This window comes from Pseudarthrobacter sp. R1, from assembly GCF_024494415.1.
Lineage (GTDB): Bacteria > Actinomycetota > Actinomycetes > Actinomycetales > Micrococcaceae > Arthrobacter.
Genome location: NZ_JAMKFI010000011.1, coordinates 192,799 through 213,097, shown reverse-complemented (window position 1 = coordinate 213,097; position 20,299 = coordinate 192,799). Strand labels below are relative to the sequence as shown.

At 64.6% G+C, this 20,299-nt stretch carries 14 protein-coding genes and 2 pseudogenes; 8 read left to right on the top strand and 8 right to left on the bottom strand.

What is annotated here, in order from left to right; all coding sequences use genetic code 11:
• Positions 1-119: 119 nt before the first annotated feature.
• The 5 genes from M8J71_RS21950 to M8J71_RS21930 all read right to left on the bottom strand — a co-directional run bounded on the left by M8J71_RS21950 (position 120) and on the right by M8J71_RS21930 (position 5,341).
• Positions 120-1,379 (bottom strand): MFS transporter, encoded by a 1,260-nt coding sequence (locus M8J71_RS21950; RefSeq protein WP_256249969.1) that lies wholly within the window; start codon positions 1,377-1,379, stop codon positions 120-122.
• 104 nt (positions 1,380-1,483) lie between these two features.
• Positions 1,484-2,113 carry a Poxvirus protein I5 gene (locus M8J71_RS21945; RefSeq protein ID WP_256249968.1) on the bottom strand — a complete coding sequence of 210 codons (630 nt, stop codon included), beginning with the start codon at positions 2,111-2,113 and terminating at the stop codon, positions 1,484-1,486.
• Positions 2,114-2,135: 22 nt separating this feature from the next.
• A complete protein-coding gene (locus M8J71_RS21940) occupies positions 2,136-3,053 on the bottom strand; it encodes a carbohydrate ABC transporter permease (protein ID WP_256249967.1) in 918 nt (305 codons plus the stop codon).
• A complete protein-coding gene (locus M8J71_RS21935) occupies positions 3,050-4,003 on the bottom strand; it encodes a carbohydrate ABC transporter permease (protein ID WP_256249966.1) in 954 nt (317 codons plus the stop codon). Before M8J71_RS21935 ends, M8J71_RS21940 begins: the two co-directional genes overlap by 4 nt.
• Positions 4,004-4,048: 45 nt before the next feature.
• Entirely contained in the window at positions 4,049-5,341 is a 1,293-nt protein-coding gene (locus tag M8J71_RS21930) for an ABC transporter substrate-binding protein (protein ID WP_256249965.1), read from the bottom strand.
• Between the two features lie 177 nt (positions 5,342-5,518).
• Here M8J71_RS21930 and M8J71_RS21925 point away from each other — a divergent pair, with 177 nt between their 5' ends.
• On the top strand, positions 5,519-7,534 hold the full coding sequence (locus M8J71_RS21925) for a beta-galactosidase (protein ID WP_256249964.1): 2,016 nt from the start codon (positions 5,519-5,521) through the stop codon (positions 7,532-7,534).
• 406 nt (positions 7,535-7,940) lie between these two features.
• Positions 7,941-9,341, top strand: coding sequence for an HNH endonuclease (locus tag M8J71_RS21920; RefSeq protein ID WP_256250102.1), 1,401 nt, complete (start codon positions 7,941-7,943; stop codon positions 9,339-9,341).
• 206 nt (positions 9,342-9,547) lie between these two features.
• Here M8J71_RS21920 and M8J71_RS21915 read toward each other — a convergent pair whose 3' ends face one another.
• From M8J71_RS21915 to M8J71_RS21905, 3 genes are all read right to left on the bottom strand, one after another.
• Positions 9,548-10,906, bottom strand: a complete 1,359-nt coding sequence (locus M8J71_RS21915) for an ABC transporter substrate-binding protein (RefSeq protein WP_256249963.1) — start codon at positions 10,904-10,906, stop codon at positions 9,548-9,550.
• A gap of 258 nt (positions 10,907-11,164) precedes the next feature.
• Positions 11,165-12,106: a carbohydrate ABC transporter permease gene (locus tag M8J71_RS21910; RefSeq protein WP_256249962.1), complete on the bottom strand. Its 942-nt coding sequence runs from the start codon at positions 12,104-12,106 to the stop codon at positions 11,165-11,167.
• The gene (locus tag M8J71_RS21905) at positions 12,096-13,040 is read right to left on the bottom strand and encodes a carbohydrate ABC transporter permease (protein WP_256249960.1); all 945 of its coding nucleotides are present in this window, start codon (positions 13,038-13,040) and stop codon (positions 12,096-12,098) included. The genes M8J71_RS21910 and M8J71_RS21905 overlap by 11 nt, the downstream gene beginning before the upstream one ends.
• A gap of 355 nt (positions 13,041-13,395) precedes the next feature.
• Between M8J71_RS21905 and M8J71_RS21900 the strand changes: the two genes are divergently transcribed.
• From M8J71_RS21900 to M8J71_RS21875, 6 genes and pseudogenes are all read left to right on the top strand, one after another.
• A complete protein-coding gene (locus tag M8J71_RS21900; RefSeq protein ID WP_256249958.1) occupies positions 13,396-14,691 on the top strand; it encodes an ABC transporter substrate-binding protein in 1,296 nt (431 codons plus the stop codon).
• A 49-nt stretch (positions 14,692-14,740) separates the two neighbouring features.
• A complete protein-coding gene (locus M8J71_RS21895) occupies positions 14,741-15,964 on the top strand; it encodes an acetylxylan esterase (RefSeq protein ID WP_256249957.1) in 1,224 nt (407 codons plus the stop codon).
• Positions 15,964-18,051 (top strand): DUF6807 family protein, encoded by a 2,088-nt coding sequence (locus M8J71_RS21890; protein ID WP_256249956.1) that lies wholly within the window; start codon positions 15,964-15,966, stop codon positions 18,049-18,051. The genes M8J71_RS21895 and M8J71_RS21890 overlap by 1 nt, the downstream gene beginning before the upstream one ends.
• Entirely contained in the window at positions 18,048-19,226 is a 1,179-nt protein-coding gene (locus tag M8J71_RS21885) for a M24 family metallopeptidase (RefSeq protein WP_256249955.1), read from the top strand. The genes M8J71_RS21890 and M8J71_RS21885 overlap by 4 nt, the downstream gene beginning before the upstream one ends.
• A gap of 206 nt (positions 19,227-19,432) precedes the next feature.
• Positions 19,433-20,050, top strand: a pseudogene (locus tag M8J71_RS21880) (DUF222 domain-containing protein); the annotation flags it as partial.
• 25 nt (positions 20,051-20,075) lie between these two features.
• Positions 20,076-20,299 (top strand): annotated as a pseudogene (locus tag M8J71_RS21875) (HNH endonuclease signature motif containing protein); the annotation flags it as partial.

The following is a 20,299-nucleotide window of genomic DNA, read 5'->3' as shown; positions in this document are numbered from 1 at the left end:
CCGGCGTCCACCGCGGCAGACACCTCCATGATCTGCCCAAAACCTCATCCTCGGCCAGAGCCCGGGGCGAGGCAACCGCATACTTTCTCCCACCACGGCGCGTCAGCGACGCTGGACCGCTAGTCCCTTTGTTTCCGGGCATTCAACCAAAGCAGCACACCGATCACGACGGCGGACACCATGCCCAAGGCACCGGTGGTCACGAGTCCGAGCCGTACGCCGAACTGCTCCGTCAGCCAGCCGGCCAGCAGGCCGCCCAGGGCATGTCCTCCCAGCAGCAGTGGCAGGTACAAAGCCATCACCCTGCCGCGGATCTCCGGCCCGGCCTCCAGCTGCACGGCGGTGGCGGCACTGGTCAGGAACAGCAGGGTCATCAGGCCCACCACCACCAGCATGGCAATGAAGAGGATGAGGGTGGGCATCAGGGCCGCCACCAGCTGGGAGAACCCGAAGAGGCCTGCAGCCAGCACGATCCCCTTTCGGCCAAGGCTCCGGAGGCGGGCGGCCAGCAACGCCCCGGCCAGGGCTCCGATGGCGCTGACGGTGTTGAACAGCCCGAACCCTTCAACGCCGTTGTGCCACGCCCGTTCGGCAAAGGCGGCCAGCACCACGGGCCCGTTCATGCCGAACATCCCCAGGAGTCCGGCCAAGGCAATAACCAGCAGCAGCGAAGGCCGTTCCCGGACGTAGCGGAACCCGGCCAGGAGCTGGCCCCTCCCCCGTTCCGCCGGAATGCTCGGGTGCAGCTCGGCCGGCCGGATAGCTGCGATCAGGCAAAGCACCAGCAGGCACAGCAGTGAATTCGCGGCGAACGCTGCTGCCGATCCGAGCTGTGCAATGACGAGTCCAGCCAGCGCAGGCCCGGCCATGGCGCCCAGCTGGCCGATCGCATTGTTGATGCCGATTGCGGGCCTGAGGGCGACGTCGCCCACTACTTCGTTGACGAACACCTGGCTGGCGGGCTGGTTGATGGCTGACGTTACGCCCAGCGCCACGCAACTGGCGTAGACGGCCCAGACGGTGACGGTTCCAGTCGCGGCCCACACGGCGAGGGCAAAGGCGAGGAAGGCGATGACGGCCTGGCAGACCATCATGATCCGGCGTTTGGGAAACATGTCCACCAGCAAGCCGCTGAGGGGTCCCACGATCAGCATCGGCAGGAACTGCAGTGCCACCGCCACACCCACGGCGGCCGGGCTGCCGGTGAGCTGCAGCACCAGCCAGTCCTGGGCCAGCCGCTGCATCCACACCCCTACACTGCCGGTGAATACGAGCACCAGGAAGATCCGGTAGTTGCGCTGCTTGAGGGGCTGGTACCAGGGGGGCTGGCTCTTCGTCGAGCGGAGGGACTGTTCGGAACGCTGGCGGTCGGAAGACACGTCGGACTCAACTCACATTAGTGACGGGCAGAACCAGGAAATGCTTTGTAGCCTGCGGGAGTTGCCCGCCGCTGGTGGAACTCAGCGCTGAGGGGCCTGATGATTCAGGAGCGGGTGGAGCGCAGTTTGACCGCTGCAGCGGCGAGGATCAGGGTGCCGGGAACCACCACGAACAGTGCTGCCAGCATCCAGACGAACACCACAGCCCCGAAGAGCGCGGCGGCCAGCAGGAGGGACCCGCTCCAGTCCTTCAGGGACAGGGCCTGGCCGGTCTCAAGCGCGGAGCGCCAGGCGATGCGTGCATCGGCACGGGCGCCGGCGAAGTCGGACCATGCGGCGGCAGTGCGCAGGAGCACAATGGCTGCGGCAGCAGCCAGGATCAGGGTTGCCGGCAGCACCACTTCCCGGCCCGGCAGCTGCCCTACCCAAGCGAGCAACAGGTTAAGGACAATCACGACGGCGGCTACCGCCGTCGTGATTCCAAGCTTCCAGCTGCCCGGCAGGGCAGCTTTGAACGTGCCCCAGAGGCCGCGGACGGAATCGTCCCGGCCGGAGAGGTGCCGTTCCAGATGGGCGATCCCCGCCGCATAGGCGGCGGGGATCGTCACCAGCGGAATGGACAGCACCAGCACCAGCACCCCTGCCAGGAGGGTCTCGGAGAACAACGCTAAGCGGTTTACCTGAACGGGCTCGTGGTGGTTGGGGGCGGGTGTGGTGCTGTCCATGACGCTCATTTTCTGTATCGGCTTCCGGGCGTCAGCCCTTGAGGCCCTGGGTGGAGACGCCTTCAACAATGTACCGCTGGAACACCAGGAAGAAGATCAGCACCGGCAGCAGGGCCAGGACGGACATGGCGATCATTGCACCGTAGTCCGAGCTCTGGGTCTGGTCCACGAACAGTCGCAAAGCCAGGGGCAGCGGGTACTTGTCCGGGGTGTTCAGGTAGAGCAGCGGGCCCAGGAAGTCGTTCCAGCTCCAGATGAAGGAGAAGATCGAGGTGGAGATCAGGGCCGGCTTCATCAGGGGCAGCATGATGGAGGTGAAGATCCGGACGTGGCCGGCGCCGTCGATCCTGGCGGCCTCGTCCAGCTCGCCTGGCAGGTTGCGCATGAACTGGACCATCAGGAACACGAAGAACGCGTCAGCGGCCAGGAACTTGCCGATCAGCAGCGGCACGTACGTGTCCACCAGGCCAAGCTGCTGGAACACGATGTACTGCGGGATGATCACCACGTGGAACGGCAGGAGCAGGGTTGCGATCATCATGCCGAAGAAGATGCTGCGGCCCGGGAACTTGATCCTGGCGAACGCGTAGGCCGAGACACTGGCCGACAGGATGGTTCCCACCACGGCGCCAATGGCCAGGATCAGCGAGTTGGTGAAGAACTGCAGGGTGGACACGCCACCGATGCCTTCCATCGCCGTGACGAAGTTGTCGAAGCTGAAGTTGTTGGACCACAGCGACGTGTTGGCGCCGCCGATCTCGGAGTTCGGCTTGAAGGAGGAGGCGATCATCCACAGGCCCGGGTACAGGACCACGGCCGTCAGTGCAAGGGCAACGACGTGGAAGAGGGTGCTCTTGGCGCGTTTGGCTGTTGCGGACTCGGACTTGGGGTTGTAGTTCAGCACCTGTGCGTCCGGGAGGGACTGGGTGGGGGTTGCCGTGCTTGTCATTTTGCATCACCGCTGTAGTGGACCCAGGACTTGGACGTGCGGAAGAAGATCAGGGTAATGATGCCGACGACGATCACCAGCAGCCAGGCCATCGCCGAGGCGTAGCCCATCCGGAAGTCGCTGAAGCCCCGCAGGTACAGGTAGAGGGTGTAGAAGAGGGTGGAGCCGGCCGGGCCGCCTTCACCGTTGGAGATGATGTAGGCCGAGGCGAAGATCTGGAACGCGTGGATGGTTTCCATCAGCAGGTTGAAGAAGATCACCGGGGAGAGCATGGGCCAGGTGATGTTGAAGAACTTCCGGACCGGGCCGGCACCGTCCATGGACGCCGCTTCGTAGAGATCCGCCGGGATCTGCTTCAGGCCGGCGAGGAAGATCACCATCGGGGCGCCGAACTGCCAGACGGTCAGCAGGATGAACATCGGCATGGTCATGGCCGGGTTGCCCACCCAGCCGCCCAGGTTGATCCCGAAGAAGGACAGGCCCTGGTCCACCGGGCCGGCGTCGCCGAACATGGCCTTCCAGACGATGGCGATGGATACTGACGCGCCGATCAGGGACGGGGCGTAGAACGCGGAGCGGTAGAAACCCTGGCCGCGGCGCTTGCTGTTCAGGAGCATCGCCACCGCCAATGCAGCCGCGAGCTTGAGCGGGGTGCCGAAGACGACATAGCCCACGGTGACGCCTACCGACTGCAGGAACCGTTCGTCCTGGAAGAGGGTGGTGTAGTTGTCCAGGCCGATCCACTTGGGCGGCTCGAACAGGTTGTAGTTGGTGAAGGACAGGTAGAGCGAGGAAATCATGGGCCCAACAGTGAGGGCGATGAATCCCAGCAGCCAGGGCAGCAGGAAGGTGTAGCCGGCGCGGGCATCCGCCCCCCGCTGCCGCGACTTGCGCGGCAGCGGGGAATCGGACTGTGCCGAACGCCTGCTCAATGTTGGGCTTTGAGTCACGAGTTCAATCCGTCAGTTGTGATCGTCGGGCAGACACTATGCTGCTCAGGCGTTCTGCTTGATGAGGTCTTCGGCTTCCTTGAACCATGCGTCGGCTGCGCCGTCGATGGTCAGCTTGCCGTAGTTCAGGTCCGAGCTGACGCGCTTGAAGGAAGCCTCGAGGGTACCGAAGCCCACGATGGGCGGCTCCGGAGCATCCTTGAGGTACTGCTCGATGGACTTTTCGTAGTCCACCACCAGCTTGTCGGTGCCTTCGAAGGTGGTGCCGTCGCGCTGGGTCTTCGATGCCGGGACACCGCGGGAGGTCTTGAAGATCTGGCCAACCTCGGGATCGTTGATCATGAAGTCGATGAAGCGGGCGGCCGCGTCCTTGAACTTGGTCTTGGCACTGGCCACCATCAGCATGGACGGCTTCAGGAACAGGCCAAGGTTGTCCGGGTCGTCGGAGGGGACCGGAACCAGCTTGAGTTCCTTCGCGCCGCTGTCCGCGAGGTAGCCGGCCATGAAGTTGTCCCAGGTGACTTCGGTGGCGGTGACGTTTGAGCCGAAGGGAGACTTCGGGGCGAGCTGGGTGACGCGCTCTTCGGTGATGATGGCAGGCGTGCCGCGCAGGCCCGCCGTGGTGTTCCACCACTTCTTCATGTCGTCCTTGGTGAAGCCGAGCTTACCGTCCTCGGTGAAGGCCTCGATGTTGTTCTGGCGCAGCCAGATGTTGAACATCCACCAAACACCGGTGTAGTCGGTGGAGCCGAAGATCGCGCTGTTGCTCTTGGTGCCAACCTCGGTCAGGAAGTCGTTGAACTCTTTGTAGCTCCACTTGCCGGTGGGCTCCGCGATGCCCAGGGACGCCAGCTTGGCCGGATCGTAGTAGACAGCGAAGGCGTTGGTGCTGGTGGGGATGCCGTAGGTCTTGCCCCTGATTTGGCCTGAAGGCAGGAGGGACTTGTCAAAGGCGTCGGTGTTGATGTTCACGGTGCCCAGGTCCAGGAGCTGGTTGCGCTGGCCGTAGTCGCGCAGGTAGGAGAGGTCCCACTGCATGACGTCCGGCAGGCCGCCGCCGGCTGCTTCGGTGGCGCGCTTCTGCCAGTAGCCGGCGAAGTCGGTGAAGTTGCCGTTGACCTTGATGTCCGGGTTCTTCGACTCGAACAGGGCGATCGCCTTGCGGGTACGCTCGGCGCGGTCATCGTTGCCCCACCAGGTGTAGTTGATGGTGACGGGGTTCTCGGCGGAGCCGGTTTCTCCGGCGCTGGTGCTGGAGCCTGTTCCGCAGGCCGCCAGAGCGGCGGCAGATGCGGTGCCGACGGCTACGGTGGTGAGGAAATGCCTTCTGTTGATCATGGGAGCCTCCTTGCTCGATGTGTGCAATCCCAGTCGCTCACCCTACAACGTGAGTAGTGAGCTGGCTTACACGGCTTCTGAAACGATACAATATCGGCATTCCCGGAAATGGGCAAGCGTTTTCCAAAGATCTGATTTTCGAGCCAGTTCCATCTTCCCAGCAGACAAAGGAGTCCCATGACTTTGCAGGAAACCTCCAGCCCGGCCAGCGTCTGGAACAACATCAATGGCATTGCCTACGGCGGCGACTACAACCCCGAACAGTGGCCGGTCAGCGTCCGGCTGGAGGACCTGGAGCTGATGCAGGAGGCGGGGGTGAGCTTCCTCAGCGTGGGCATCTTCTCCTGGGCGCTGCTGGAGCCGGAAGAGGGCAAGTACCACTTCGGCTGGCTGGATGAGGTGATGGACAACCTGGCGGGAATCGGCGTCAAGGTTGCCCTGGCCACTGCCACGGCCGCTCCCCCGGCCTGGCTGGTACGCAAGCATCCGGAAATCCTGCCCGTCACGGCGGACGGAACCGTGCTGGGACCGGGCTCGCGGCGGCACTACACGCCGTCGTCGGCCGTTTACAGGCGCTACGCAACCGGCATCACACGGGTGCTGGCGGAGCGCTACAAGGACCATCCCGCGCTTGCACTCTGGCACGTGGACAACGAGTTGGGCTGCCACGTCTCGGAGTTTTATGGCGAAGAAGACGCCGCCGCCTTCCGGCTCTGGCTTGAGCGGCGGTACGGGAGCATCGATGCCCTCAACGCTGCCTGGGGTACGGCGTTCTGGTCCCAGAACTACGGCTCGTTCGCGGAAATCCTGCCTCCGGCCGCTGCGCCTTCCACGTTGAACCCGGGCCAGCAGCTGGACTTCCAGCGCTTCAACTCCTGGGCGCTGATGGACTACTACCGGGACCTTGTTGCCGTCCTGCGCGAGGTCACTCCCGGGGTGGCCTGCACCACCAACCTGATGGCATCCAGCGCCACCAAATCCATGGACTACTTCGACTGGGCCAAGGACCTGGACGTCATCGCCAACGACCACTACCTGGTTGCGGCCGATCCCGAACGGCAGATCGAACTCGCATTCAGCGCAGACCTTACCCGGGGCATTGCGGGAGGTGACCCGTGGATCCTGATGGAACATTCGACGTCGGCCGTCAACTGGCAGCCGCGCAACCAGCCCAAGATGCCCGGTGAAATGCTGCGAAACTCGCTGGCCCACGTGGCGCGGGGCGCTGACGCTGTGATGTTTTTCCAATGGCGGCAGAGTTTCGCCGGCTCGGAGAAGTTCCACTCTGCGATGGTGCCGCATGGCGGCCGGGACACGCGTGTGTGGCGTGAGGTGGTTGACCTCGGGGCTGCCCTGAAGCGACTGGCTCCGGTGCGTGGTTCGCGGGTGGAATCACGCGTGGCTATTGTGTTCGACTACGAGGCCTGGTGGGCGAGCGAAATCGACTCCAAGCCCAGTCAGGACGTGAAGTACCTGGACCTGCTGCGGGCCTTCCACCGGTCGCTTTTCCTGCGGGGGGTGTCCGTGGATATGGTGCACCCGTCGGCGTCGCTTGAGGGTTACGATCTCGTCCTGGTGTGCACCCTGTACTCGGTTACCGACGAAGCGGCAGCCAATATCGCGGCTGCCGCTTCTGCCGGTGCCACGGTGCTGGTGAGCTACTTCAGCGGGATTGTAGACGAAAAGGATCACGTGCGGCTGGGCGGCTACCCGGGTGCTTTCCGGGAGCTGCTGGGCGTGCGCGTGGAGGAGTTCCATCCCCTGCTGGCGGGCGGGCAGCTGAAATTGAGCGACGGCAGCGTCTCGTCTATCTGGAGCGAGCATGTCCACCTGACGGGCGCCGAAGCGGTCCAGACTTTCACGGAGTATCCGCTCGAGGGCGTACCGTCCCTGACCCGGCGGGCGGTGGGTGAAGGGGCCGCGTGGTACCTCGCCACATTCCCGGACCGCGACGGCATCGAGGCGCTTGTGGACCGGCTGCTGGCTGAATCGGGTGTTGCCGCGGCAGCCGTTGCGGATCCCGGCGTGGAGGTGGTCCGTCGGCGTTCTACCGATGGCCGCAGCTTCCTGTTTGCCATCAACCACTCGCGGACGTCCGGGGCTGTCCAGGCTGCCGGCGTTGACCTGCTCTCCGGCCAGCCGTTCGACGGAGTTGTGCCTGCCGGAGCTGTTGTGGTGGTCGCGGAGGACTGACCTCCATTTATTGGGGCGCCGCTTCAGCGCGGCGCCCTGAGGCTTGGCGTGCGTACGACGGCGGCGCCTCCCTTGGCGCCCCGTCGCACCTTATTGCGGCTGGGCACTTTATTGCCGCTGGGTAGGGCACGCCAGCTGGCAGGTGCCCCACGGGACAGGCTTTTGCGCCTGCCTGGCCTGGTTTTCCACATAGGAACCTTCGCTCCCGGTGATTGTCAGTGCCTGCTGGAAGACTTTGTTTATGGAAGCGGTTGGGGCTTTGGCACAGGTGAGCAGGGCGGGCATCGCCGGTGTGCCGCCTGCTGCCCCTGCCCCTGCTCCTGCCCCAGGTGTTGGTCCTGTCCTGTCCGTGGCGGATGCCTTGAGGATTCTGGCGTCTGTGCCTGTGGCCGTTGACGGGCCGGGCATGATTGACCAGATTCGCCAGTTCGAGGATGCGAAGGTTTTGGCGGCGGCGCGGCAGGCCGAGGTTACTGTTGCTTTTGACCTGCAGCAGCGGCGGGAGCAGGCCGCCGCCGGGGTTCCTGCCGATGAGCAAGGTGCCGGGGTCGGCGCCCAGGTGGCGTTGGCGCGGCGGGAGTCGCCCGCACGGGGTGGCCGGCTACTGGGCCTGGCCAAAGCTCTGAGGGAGATGCCCTGTACGTTTGAGGCGTTCCGGTCCGGGCGCCTGAATGAGTGGCGGACCACGCTAGTGGTGAAGGAAACCGCGTGCCTGTCGGTCGAGGATCGGAAGGCGGTGGACGAGGAACTCGCCGCGGACACCGGGTCCCTTGACGGGTTCGGGGACCGGGCCATCATTGCCGCTGTTCGGGCGGCCGCGTACCGGCGTGATCCCAGCTCGGTCGCGAAGCGGGCATCCCACGCCGTGACCGAGCGGACCGTGTCGTTGCGTCCGGCGCCGGACACCATGACCTATCTGACCGCCCTCCTTCCGGTCGCACAGGGTGTGGCCGCGTACGCGTCCCTCACCCGGGACGCCGATTCTTTGCGGTCCTCCGGTGATGAGCGCTCCAAGGGCCAGATCATGGCCGATTCCCTGGTCGAACGCGTCACCGGCGCCCCGGGCGGGATCACCGGGATCGACATCCAGCTCGTCATGACCGACCGCACACTTCTCCAGGGCGACAGCGAACCCGCCCGGCTCACCGGCTACGGCACCGTCCCCGCACACTGGGCACGCGAAACCATCCTGAACCGGTCAATCGGCCCCGCCGCAGCAGGGATGGCCGCCCTGGCCGCTGGTTCTGGTTCTGGTTGCACTGAATCTGGTGTCAGTTCTGGCACTGATGCTGGTGTCGGTTCTGGCACTGATTCTGGTTCTCGCGGTCAGCAGGAATTGTCCGTCTGGCTCCGCCGGCTCTACACCGCCCCCGGCACCGGCGAGCTGGTCGCGATGGATTCAAAAGCCAGGTTCTTCCCACCCAGGCTCCGCCGATTCCTCCAAGTACGCGACGACACCTGCCGAACCCCGTACTGCGACGCGCCCATCCGCCACGACGACCACATCATCCCCTGGCACAACGACGGCCCAACCACCGCCGGCAACGGCCAAGGGCTCTGCGAAGCCTGCAACCACACCAAGGAAAACCCCGGCTGGTCAGCAAAACCCGTACCGGGACCCCGCCACTCAATGGAACTCCGCACACCCACGGGCCATACCTACCGATCCACTGCCCCACCCCTGCCAGGAACCGCATTACCGATGGCCGCGAAGCACTCGGTGCAGGTACTCGGCCGTGTTGCACCACGCAACCTTTGGCCCCAGCGGCGGCGGGTCCTTATCCCGTCGGGCGACCCGGCCCAATAAACAGACCCCACTTGGGTCCCACGGCTGGTAGCGGCTCACCAGTGACGGCCCGAACAACTCCTTAAACAGCTCCGTCCCGGGAGGAACCGAAAGGTTCCTGCCGGGACGGAGCTGCCACCCGCCGTCGGACGTTATGGGCGGAGGAGGCGTCCTCCCAATGTGTCCAGAGCCGTGTTTGTTGGCGGTGTGAAAACTAGGTGTGAAGCCTAACTGCTGATGGCGGACTTCATCTCGTCGTGTGCCTTCTTGCCAGCTTCCTCCGTGGATAGCCGCTCGAAGAGAACCTCAGAGGTGTAGCGCTTGATGATTTCCTGGATAGAGCCGGCGCCCTTCGGCGGAGGTGCCGGAGCCTCGCCCAGCTCATCCTTGATCTGGTCGATGAACTTGACCACCTTGACGTCGGCAGGAGTCAGCTTGGATTCAATGGCTGCCCGGACATCCGAGTTCGGGTAGACACCGCGGTCTGCAAGAAGCGCTTCGCCGGCCTTGACGTTGTTGGCCAGGAAGTCGATGAACTTGGCCGTTTCCTCAGGGTGCTTGGTGCGTGAGGAGGCAGACCAGAACTGCGAAGCCTTGTACCAGAGTCCGGCGTCATCGGCCTTTCCGGTCTTGGTGGGGAACCGCAGGATCTTCAGGTCACCGCCGGATGCCTTTTCCAGGGCAGGAGCCTGGTTGGACCACCAGAAGGCCATGCCGTTCTTGCCGGTGGCGAGTCCGCTCTGGTCCAGCGGTGCGGCCTCAGCTTCCACTACCTCGGAAGCGGACGGAACTGCCTTTTTCTCGCTGAGCTGCTTCAGGAACTCCCACCATTCGGCGATGTCGCTCGGCTCAAAGCCCAACTTGCCGTCTGAGGTGTACAGGGACTTGCCGTTCTGGCGGAGCCAGACGCCCAGTGAAGCCTCATCGGTTCCATAAGCTGCGGCGCCATAGGTGCCCTGGGGAGATTTGGCGGTGATTTCGGTGGCAATCCGTTCGAAGTCCTGCCAAGTCCAGGTGGAGTCGTCGGGCAGCGGCACTCCAGCGGCTTCGAAGACTTTGGGGTTGGCCAGGATGGTTGCGGCGTTGATACCGGCCGCAATGCCGGTCAGACCGTCCTCGCTCTTGCCGGCGTTGAGCGCCGCTTCGTCGAGCTTGGAGGTGTCGATCTCGTACTTCGACAGGTCCAGAAGGGCGCCGCGGCTGGAGTATTCAGTGATGTACTTTTCGTCCATCTGGATGATGTCCGGTGCATCGTTGGCCGCGACCTGGGTGGCAAGTTTGTCCCAGTAGCCGCTCCAGTCGCCAAATTCAGGCTTGATCTTGATGTTGGGGTTTTCAGCCTCGAACTGCTTGATGGCTTCCTGCGTCAGCTGGGCCCGCTTGTCGCCACCCCACCAGGAGAAACGCAGTTCGACGGGACCGTCAGCGCTTTCCGAAGCAGCTCCTCCGCCACAGGCACTAAGGGCCATGACGACGGCGGCAGCGGCTGCTACCAGGCCTGTCTTGCGTAGCGGGCGGCGTGAGCCCGTGGAGGGTGTCTCTGCCGATTGCTTGGCAGCAGACGCAGGGCGGGAAAATAGCGGCACTGGATACTCCGATCTTCTTTGATCATGGTGCTGGTTGATCAGGTGCTGGGGATTGGGTTTGGGGATGGGGATGGAACCAGGAGCAGGAGGAGAAAACGGGAAACCGCTTTCTGTACCTAATGCTACAAGTGCTAAACTTGTATTACAAGATCTTTTTTATGACTGTTTCGTAACGGCAGAAACGGCCCGCCATGGGACGGGCCGTTTCGCGAAGTGCCGTAGCGTCAACAGCAACTGCCGCGCTGCTGATCGGCAGGACTATTTGATACCGGTGGTCGCGATGCCCTTGATGAGGAACCGCTGACCAAAAAGGAACACCAGGAAGACCGGCAGCAGGGACACGATGGACATCGCGAACAGCGATCCCCAGCTCGTGGCCGACTGCGAATCCACGAAGGCCCGCAGTGCCACCGGAACCGTGAACATGTCCGGGTCCGTCAGGTAGATCAGCGCACCGAAGAAGTCGTTCCAGGTCCAGATGAAGGTGAAGATGGTGGTGGTGGCCAGTGCCGGCACCATCAGCGGCAGGATGACCCGCAGGAAGATGCGCGGGTGGCCGGCGCCGTCGATCCTTGCGGCCTCGTCCAGTTCGCGGGGAATGCCGCGGATGAACTGCACCATCAGGAAGACGAAGAACGCTTCCGTTGCCAGCAGCTTCGGCACGATCAGCGGCCAGAACGTGTTCACCCAGCCAATCTGCGAGAACAGGATGTACTGCGGGACGATCACCACGTGGAACGGAAGCATGATGGTCAGCAGCATGATGCCGAACAACAGCTTCTTGGCGGTGAACTGCAGCCGGGCGAAGGCGTACGCGGCCATCGAGCACGAGATCAGGTTGCCCAGGATGGATCCGATCACCACAATCGCCGAGTTGATCATGTAGTGCCCGAAGGGGTGGGTCAGGGCGGACCAACCGGACGTGTAGTTGCTCATCTCCAGGCTGTTCAGCCACAGGCCGGGCTCGCGGAAGATCAGCTCGTTGGGCCGCAGCGAGGACACCACCATCCACAGCAGCGGGTAAATCATGAGCCCGCCTGCAAGGATGAGGATGGCATGTTTCATCAGCGCCTTGCTGCGCTGCGCCTTGCTGAAGGCCAGGGTGCCCCGGGACTCCCTGACTTTGGGCTTGCGGCGGTTCGTAGGCTTGCCCGCGCCGGCGGTCTCCGGGGTGGGCGGCGTCTCAAGCTTAGTCGTCATAGAAAACCCAATACTTAGAAGCGATGAAGTTGATGGCGGTGAAGATGCCGATGATCACCAGCAGGAGCCAGGCCATGGCGGACGCGTAGCCCATGTCGAACTGGCCGAACCCCTTTTGGTAGAGGTACAGGGTGAAGAACATGGTGGAGTCCGAGGGCCCGCCGTTACCGCCGGAGACGATGAACGCCTGGGTAAACGACTGGAACGAACCGATGATCTGAAGCACCAGGTTGAAGAAGATGATGGGGCTCAGCATCGGCATGGTGATCCGCCAGAACTGCTGGAGCGTGGAGGCTCCGTCAACCTTTGCGGCCTCGTAGTACATGGTGGGGATCTGCCGCAGGCCTGCCAGGAAGATGATCATGGGGGCGCCGAAGGTCCACACGTGCAGCAGGATGATGGAACCAAGGGCAGTGCTGGGATCCGAGATCCAGCCCGGTCCCTGGATACCGAACATCGCAAGGACCTGGTTGACCAGGCCGGTAGTGCCGAAGATCTGCTTCCAGAGGATGGCAACGGCCACCGATCCACCCAGCAGGGACGGCAGGTAGAACACCGAGCGGTAGAACGGCAGCCCGCGCAGGCCCTTGTCCAGGACAAGGGCGATCAGCAGCGCCACGGCCAGCTGGAGCGGGACACCGATGAACACGTAGGTGAAGGTCACGCCGAGGGAGTTGTGCAGCCGGGCGTCCGTGAGCATCCGGGTGAAGTTCTCCAAACCGACCCATTCCGGGGGCTGGAGAAGGTTGTAGTCCGTGAAGGACAGGTAGAGGGACATCAGCATGGGGCCGATGGTGATGGCGATGAGGCCGACCAGCCACGGCAGCAGGAAGATATAGGCGGCCTTATTGTCGCGGCTGTTCGCCTTCTTCTCTTCCGGGGTCGCCTTACCCTTCTTCCGGGAAATCGAGCTGAGTTCGCTGATGGCGCTCACTGGGGCAACTCCGTTCCGTGCAGCAGGCCCGCAGCAGCCGGCGTTCCAGCCGGGCGCGGTGCCCTGGGTATGTGTTTAGCGGCCATGTGGTCTCCTTTGGTCATCGTGGCCTCCACGTATTTGGTATCGCCGGAGCGAGTACGGACGCCCACCGCCCCGGGCGCTATTCCTAAAGAAGCGGACCAGGAGTGGCGATCATCCGTTGCGCCACCTGGCGGTGGTCCGGATTCAAAAGCGGCTCCGTACCAAAGTAAACGGTTTCTTGACTCTTGTATAGCCCTTTGTTAGTTTTTGAGAAAACGCTTTCTGTCATCGGCGTCACTTCACCGGAAATCATCTACCAAGGGGCAGGACAATGCGGTTTAGTCTCAAAAAGTCGTCCAAGGCAGTCGCCGGCGCATCAGCAGCGTTGGCGCTGGTTCTCACCGGCTGCGGCAGCAGTCCGGAAGCCAGCAAGGTGGGGACTGTCGAAGACCCCGTCACCATCCGCTTCGCCTGGTGGGGCAACGACTCCCGCGCCAAGACCACGCTTGAGGTCATTAAGGACTTCGAAGCGGCGAACCCCACCATCAAGGTGCAGGGCGAGAACACGGAATTCAGTTCCTACTGGGACAAGATGGCCACCCAGATCGCCGGGGGCACCACCCCGGACGTCTTCGCCATGAGCGGTGCCTATCCCAGTGAATACGCGAGCCGGGGTGTGCTTCTGGACCTGGACAAGATCAAGGACCAGATCGATACGTCAAAGTTTGCAGAGGGGACTGTGGACCTGGGCAAGATCGACGGCAAGCAGTACACCATCACCGCCGGCGTCAACTCCATGTCCATGGTGGTCGACCCGAAAGTCTTCGAGGCCGCCGGAGTCGAACTGCCCGACGATGAGACCTGGACCTGGGACGACTACGCCGAAATCGCCGCCGAGATTACCAAGAAGTCTCCGGCCGGAACCTTCGGAACCACCCCTATGACCAACGACTCGTTCCTTGCTGTATGGGCACGCCAGCACGGCGAGGACCTCTACACCGATGACGGCAAGAAGCTGGGCATCAGCGAGGACACCGCCACCAAGTGGTTCGAGATGAACAAGAAGCTGATGGAAACCGGCGCCGCACCCTCGGCCTCCCAGACTGTGGAGGACAACTCCGCCCAGCCCGAGTTGACGCTAATGGGCCAGGGCAAGCAGGGCATGAAGATTTCGTGGAGCAACCAGATGAACTCGTACTCAGGTTCACCGCTGGTGATGATGAAGCTCCCGAACGAGAGCAAGCAGCCGGGCACGTGGCTGCGGTCCTCCATGGAATACGCCATCTCTTCGAAGTCGGCGCACCCCAAGGAAGCAGCCATGTTCATCAACTACCTGGTGAACAACGTGGACGCGGCCACCAAGATCAAGAGCGACCGCGGCATGCCTGCCAACACAGAACTCAAGGCCGCCATCACGCCTCTCCTCAAGGAATCCCAGCAGAAGGAAGCGGAATACCTGGACCGGATCGCTGAGCTCAAGATCGAGCCGCCGCTGCCCTTCCCCGCCGGATCGTCGGCCACCATGGAGGTCATTAACCGGCTCAACACGGATGTACTGTTCGGAAAGACCTCACCGCGGGACGCTGCCAAGGCCTTTATCCAAGAGGTCAACTCGAACCTGGGCTAACTCCGCACGGACATTTCCGAACTGCAACATCAGAACAGGAGGCAGGCCAGTGAGCCCCGATGCCGAACTGACCTACGAAGCCCGGCCACCGCGGCCCAGCGCGATAGCCGGCTACGGCGACTGGCCTGCCTATGTCCAGCAACACCCCCGGTACCAGGCCGCCGCCCCGGCGTCACAGGAACTCGCGGACGCGCTTGGGGTCCCGGGCTCGCCGCGGCAGCCGCAGGTAACGGTCCACTGGGCGGAAACGTACGACGGCGTCACCACCTCCCAGCTCAGCTGGCAGTTGGGTTTCGGCCCCCGCACCACTGGCTGGCTGGTCCGGCCGGCCGGGGTTTCCGGACCCCTGCCGGGCGTTCTTGCCCTGCACTGCCACGGGGGAAACAAGTTCGGCGGGGCGGACCGGCTGGTGGAACTCCCGGAATCGCATCCCTCGGCGAGCAACGCACGGGCAGGCCACTACGACGGCCGGGCGCTTGCCACCGAGGTTGCGCGCCGGGGCTTCGCCGTCCTCGCCCACGACACGTTCGCCTGGGGCAGCCGCCGCTTTGACCTCTCCGTTCCGCCGTGGCGGACGGCCTCGGCGCTGGAGGCGCGGCAGGCGCAGTGGCGGCAGGACGGCGTCGTGCCTTCCGAAGCTGACGAATACAACGCCGCCGCTGCATTCCACGAGGAAACCGTGGCCAAGACCGCCGGCCTGCTGGGCACCAGTCTCGCCGGCATGGTGGCCCACGACGACCTGGCGGCCCTGGAGATTCTCGCCGGACTGCCGAACGTGGACCAGGACCGGCTGGGCTGCATCGGCTTCTCCGGTGGTGGCGGCCGCTCCGTGGCCCTTGCTGCCCTGAGTCCGCGGATCCGCAGCTACGTGGTGACGTGCATGATGACCACTTTCCAGTCGCTTCTTCCCGCCCACCTGGACGCGCATTCCTGGCTGCTGCAGACCCCAGGCCTGTGGCGGCTGGGTGACTGGCCTGAACTCACGGCAAGATCGGGCGCGGGCCACCTGCTGGTGCAATACGCCCTGGCAGATGAGCTTTTCCCGGAAGACGGCATGCGTGAGGCCCACCGCATCCTGGAGTCACTGCACCGCCCGGGGAGTTACGCCGGAAGCTTCTGGCCGGGCGGCCATGTTTTTACGGCCCGGATGCAGGAGGAAGCCCTCGACTTCCTGTCTTCCACGCTGCACGCCAAGCAGTCGGACACAGCCGGCCCGGCTGCTGCCGCCACACCCTACTTCCAAACCACCTTCAGCCCGCGAGGAACTTCCTGATGACTCAACAATCCGCCACCGCGGAGAACAGCACCCATACGGCGCCGGCAACTGACCCGGCAGCGGTTCCGCGGATAGCCCTGGTGGGCGTTCACGGATTCGGCGAACGCCACCTTGCCAACCTCGCCCGGCTTGAGGAGGCCGGGGCCCTGGAACTGGTCGCCGTCGCGGACCCCAATCCTCCGGCAGAAGGACGGCTGGCAGACTCGGTAGCCGTCTTCGATGACCTGGGACAGCTGCTGGCAGCGGATCCGGGGGTCGACGTCGTAATCCTTGCCACCCCCATCCAGACGCATGCCCCCTTGGCCCTCGCGGCGTTGGCAGCGGGCAAAGATGTGTACGTGGAAAAGCCGCCCGTGGCGTCCCTCGCCCAGTTCCAGGAGGTGCTGGCAGCCGCTGAATCCGCCGGGCGGCTGGTGCAGGTGGGCTTCCAGAGCTTGGGTTCCCACGCATTGCCCGCCATTCGCCGTTTGGTGGAAGCGGGCGGGATTGGTGACATCCTCGGCCTAAGCGCGAAAGGGCAGTGGCTGCGGAACAAGGCCTACTTCAAGCGTTCGCGCTGGGCCGGGAAGCGCAGCCTGGACGGCATCGACGTGGTGGACGGTGTGGCAACCAACGCCCTCGCCCACGCCGTGGCCACCGCACTCCACATGGCGGGAGCACACACGCTCGCGGACGTGGAAGCAGTGGAGACGGACCTTTACCGGGCACACGACACCCAGAGCGATGACACGTCCATCATCCGCGTCCGCACCACCGGCGGGACTACGCTGCTCTGCGGACTGACGCTGTGCGCGCCCGAGCAGCAGGATCCGTCCGTGACGGTGCACGGAACCCGCGGCGAGATCACCCTCTACTACACCAGGGACGAGGTGGTTATCAGCACCGCCGACGGCGAGCGCCGCGAGAACTTCGGCCGCACCGACCTGCTTGAGAACCTGTTGGATGCCCGCTCGACGGGTGCCCGCCTGCTGTGTTCCCTGCCGGACACGGGTGCTTTCACTTCTGTGCTGGAGGCCATCCGAACAGCCCCGGCACCCCAGGCGATCCCCGCAGACGCCATCACGTGGGAAGGCGAGGGCGACGACGCCCATCCAGTTGTGCACGAAATCGGCACCTTGATCAGCCGCGCCATCAAGGCGCAGGCCACCTTTGCCGAGCTGGGAGTGCCGTGGGCGCGGGCCCTCCCGCCAGTCCGCACGTTGACGCTGGACGGCCAGGCCATCGCCGAGTACCAGGACGGCAGCCGTATCCGCGCTGTCTCGTCGCCGCGGCCTTACCTGCACCCGGTACGTACCCTTCAAGGCACCGTGGTGACGGACCACCAGCCGCTGGACCACGTGTGGCACCTCGGCATCGGCGTGGCCCTGCAGGACGTGGACGGCATCAATTTCTGGGGCGGGCGTACCTACACGCGCGAAGCCGGACAATACGTCTGGCGCCCGGACCACGGCAGCATCACCAGCACAGCAACTCTTATTGAAGAAACGGCCGCCACGTCCCGCGGCCACGACGGCCGGCTGCAGGAGACCCTGACCTGGAACGGGCCCGACGGCGCCCCCGTCCTGGTCGAGGACCGTCGCTGGACCTGGTCCGGCGTCAATTCCTCCGCCTGGCAGCTGTCCCTTGACTTCGCCCTCTCCCCCGCCGGGAACCAGCCGGTCAGCCTCGGCAGCCCCGGATCCAACGGCCGCCACGAAGGTGGCTACGGCGGGTTCTTCTGGAGGCTGCCGGCCTGCGACAGCGCCGCCGTCTGGACACCGGCCGGCGCCGGGGAATCCGAAGTGCACGGTTCGGTAACGCCCTGGCTCGCCTGGGCGGGGAAATTCAAGGCGGGGACGTCCAACGGCGGCACGCCACACGGCAGCGCCACCCTTGTTTTCGTTGCGGCGGAAGGTTCCGCCGACCCCTGGTTCGTCCGGGTGGACGGCTACCCGGGGGTGGGCCAGGCACTGGCCTGGGACACCCCGGTGATCGCAGAACCGGGCACTTCCGTCCAACGCAGCATCACCGTTTTTGTGGCCGACGGCATCCTGGGCACAGCAGACATTGAAGCATTGATCAACCGGCAGGGGAACCGTTCATGAGCCAGACAACAGCAGACACCGCACCGCTTGCGGGCAGAGGGACCGGCACCGCGACGCTGGAAGCGACGCCATCAGGACCCGTCGCGGCTCCTGCCGCCCGGGTGGCGCCAGCCTCCGCCGAGGACCGCGCGGTCAAGCGGAGCCGTGTCATCGACATCCTCGACGCCAAGGGCCAGGATTCCCTGCTGCTCACCACCCACACTGCACTGACCTGGTATCTGGACGGCAGCCGGGTGCACATCAGCCTGGCCGGCGATCCCATCGCAGCCGTCCTCGTGGACCGCGAGGGCGACCACCTGGTCACCTTCAACAACGAAGCCGGCCGCATCGCTGCCGAGGAACTGCCCTCCGGCGTCACCCTTCACTCGGTGCCCTGGTACGGCAACCTGCACGAGGCGGCAGCCGCCGTCGGCACTGCCGGGAAGGCCGCCCCGCTGGCCGAAGCAGCCGTAGCGGCTGAGCTGCGCGCTGCCCGCCAGCAGCTGCTCCCGGCTGAAAGCGCCCGGTATGCCCGCCTTAGTGCCGACGTCGCTGCCATCATGACCGACGTGCTCTCAGCCGCACGGCCGGAAACCACCGAGTTTGAGCTGGTATCCGCGCTGGCCGCCCGGGTTGTAGCCGCCGGTGCCGAGCCGCTGGTCCTCCTGTGCAACGGCAGCAGCCGGAGCGGGTTCCGGCACCCGCTGGCCACCCACTCGCCCTTGGGCCGGCGCGCCATGGCTGTGGTGTGCGCCCGGAGGGACGGCCTGGTGGCCAACATCACCCGCTGGGTAAGGTTCGACGCCGGCACCCCGGAAGAGCTCGACGCCGAGGCCCGCATCGCAGCTGTGGAAGCGGACATCTTCGACGCTACGGTCCCCGGCGCCCGGCTGGACCGGATCTTTGCCGAGATCCAGGCCGCCTACGCCCGGCACGGTTTCGGACCCGAGCAATGGGAACTGCACCATCAGGGCGGGCCGGCCGGCTACGCGGGACGCGACCCCCGGGTCACCGCAGCGGCGACGGACACGGTGGTCCTGAACCAGGCCTTCACCTGGAACCCGTCCGGGCCCGGCGTCAAAATCGAGGACACTGTCCAGCTCACCGAATCCGGCCTGCAGGTCCTCACGGTCGACCCGCGCTGGCCAACGACCACGGTGAACGGGCTCGAGCGTCCCGCCACCCTCCAGCTCTAGCCAAAACGCTCTCTCACTTAATGCGCCAACCCTCTACGTCAGGCTGGTTGTGAGTCAATCAGTGATCGAAGGGAACGGGAGCAGCCATGACTGTTGGTCCGCGGGGTATTAGCCGTGATGAGATTCGGGAATTGGTGCATGAGTATTACGTGCAGCCGTACGGGACGAGGAAGGAATGGCTTGCCTCTCAGCCAGTGACGGAGTAACCCAGCGAAGAAGCCCTCCGCCATACCCAAGGCGCCTTCATCCGCAAACCCCGCCACGGCCTGCACCACATCGAAATCTTCGCCACCACCGACCAGTACGAACACCTCCTCACCGTCATGAACACCGCCACCAACCCCCGCACCACCACCGGCGCAGGCACTGGTACTGGCACCGGTGCTGCTGCTGGCACTGGCACGGGTGTTGGTGCTGGTGCTGGTACTGGTACTGATCCCTGGCGGGACGGCGACGTGGACCTGGACCGGCGCACCCGGCCGCAGAAACAGCTCGAGGGAATCATCGGCGCCGTCAAAACCGCCCTGGCCACCAACACCCTGCCCGCCACCGGCGGCAACCGCCCACAGATCATCGCCACCATCAACTACCAGGACCTCCTTCCCTACCACACACGCCCCAGTGGTACGGCCACCGGTACCGGCACGGGGAACTTCGCCTTCACCGGCCCCGTCGCCGCCGCGACAATCCGCAAAATCGCCTGCGACGCCGACATCATCCCCGCCCTCCTCGGCACCCACGGCGAAATCCTGGACCTCGGCCGCAAAACCCGGCTCTTCACCCCCGCCCAACGCCAAGCCCTCACCGCCCGCGACCAAGGCTGCAACACCGGAGCGGTTGGAGCTGATCGAGGAAAACCTCACCACCACAGCCGCCACCGCCGACCCGGACTTCCTCGCCCGCGTCGCCCGCCGCTGGGCCGACACCATCGACGCCGACGGCACCGAACCCAGCGAAGAAGCCCTCCGCCATACCCAAGGCGCCTTCATCCGCAAACCCCGCCACGGCCTGCACCACATCGAAATCTTCGCCACCACCGACCAGTACGAACACCTCCTCACCGTCATGAACAC

What these genes read in the sequence shown, in the direction of transcription:
- M8J71_RS21930 (WP_256249965.1), bottom strand. Translation starts at nt 5,341, where the DNA reads ATGATCAACAGAAGGCATTTCCTCACCACCGTAGCCGTCGGCACCGCA.
- M8J71_RS21940 (WP_256249967.1), bottom strand. Translation starts at nt 3,053, where the DNA reads ATGACAAGCACGGCAACCCCCACCCAGTCCCTCCCGGACGCACAGGTG.
- M8J71_RS21890 (WP_256249956.1), top strand. Translation starts at nt 15,964, where the DNA reads ATGACTCAACAATCCGCCACCGCGGAGAACAGCACCCATACGGCGCCG.
- M8J71_RS21900 (WP_256249958.1), top strand. Translation starts at nt 13,396, where the DNA reads ATGCGGTTTAGTCTCAAAAAGTCGTCCAAGGCAGTCGCCGGCGCATCA.
- M8J71_RS21910 (WP_256249962.1), bottom strand. Translation starts at nt 12,106, where the DNA reads ATGACGACTAAGCTTGAGACGCCGCCCACCCCGGAGACCGCCGGCGCG.
- M8J71_RS21945 (WP_256249968.1), bottom strand. Translation starts at nt 2,113, where the DNA reads ATGAGCGTCATGGACAGCACCACACCCGCCCCCAACCACCACGAGCCC.
- M8J71_RS21885 (WP_256249955.1), top strand. Translation starts at nt 18,048, where the DNA reads ATGAGCCAGACAACAGCAGACACCGCACCGCTTGCGGGCAGAGGGACC.
- M8J71_RS21925 (WP_256249964.1), top strand. Translation starts at nt 5,519, where the DNA reads ATGACTTTGCAGGAAACCTCCAGCCCGGCCAGCGTCTGGAACAACATC.
- M8J71_RS21920 (WP_256250102.1), top strand. Translation starts at nt 7,941, where the DNA reads ATGATTGACCAGATTCGCCAGTTCGAGGATGCGAAGGTTTTGGCGGCG.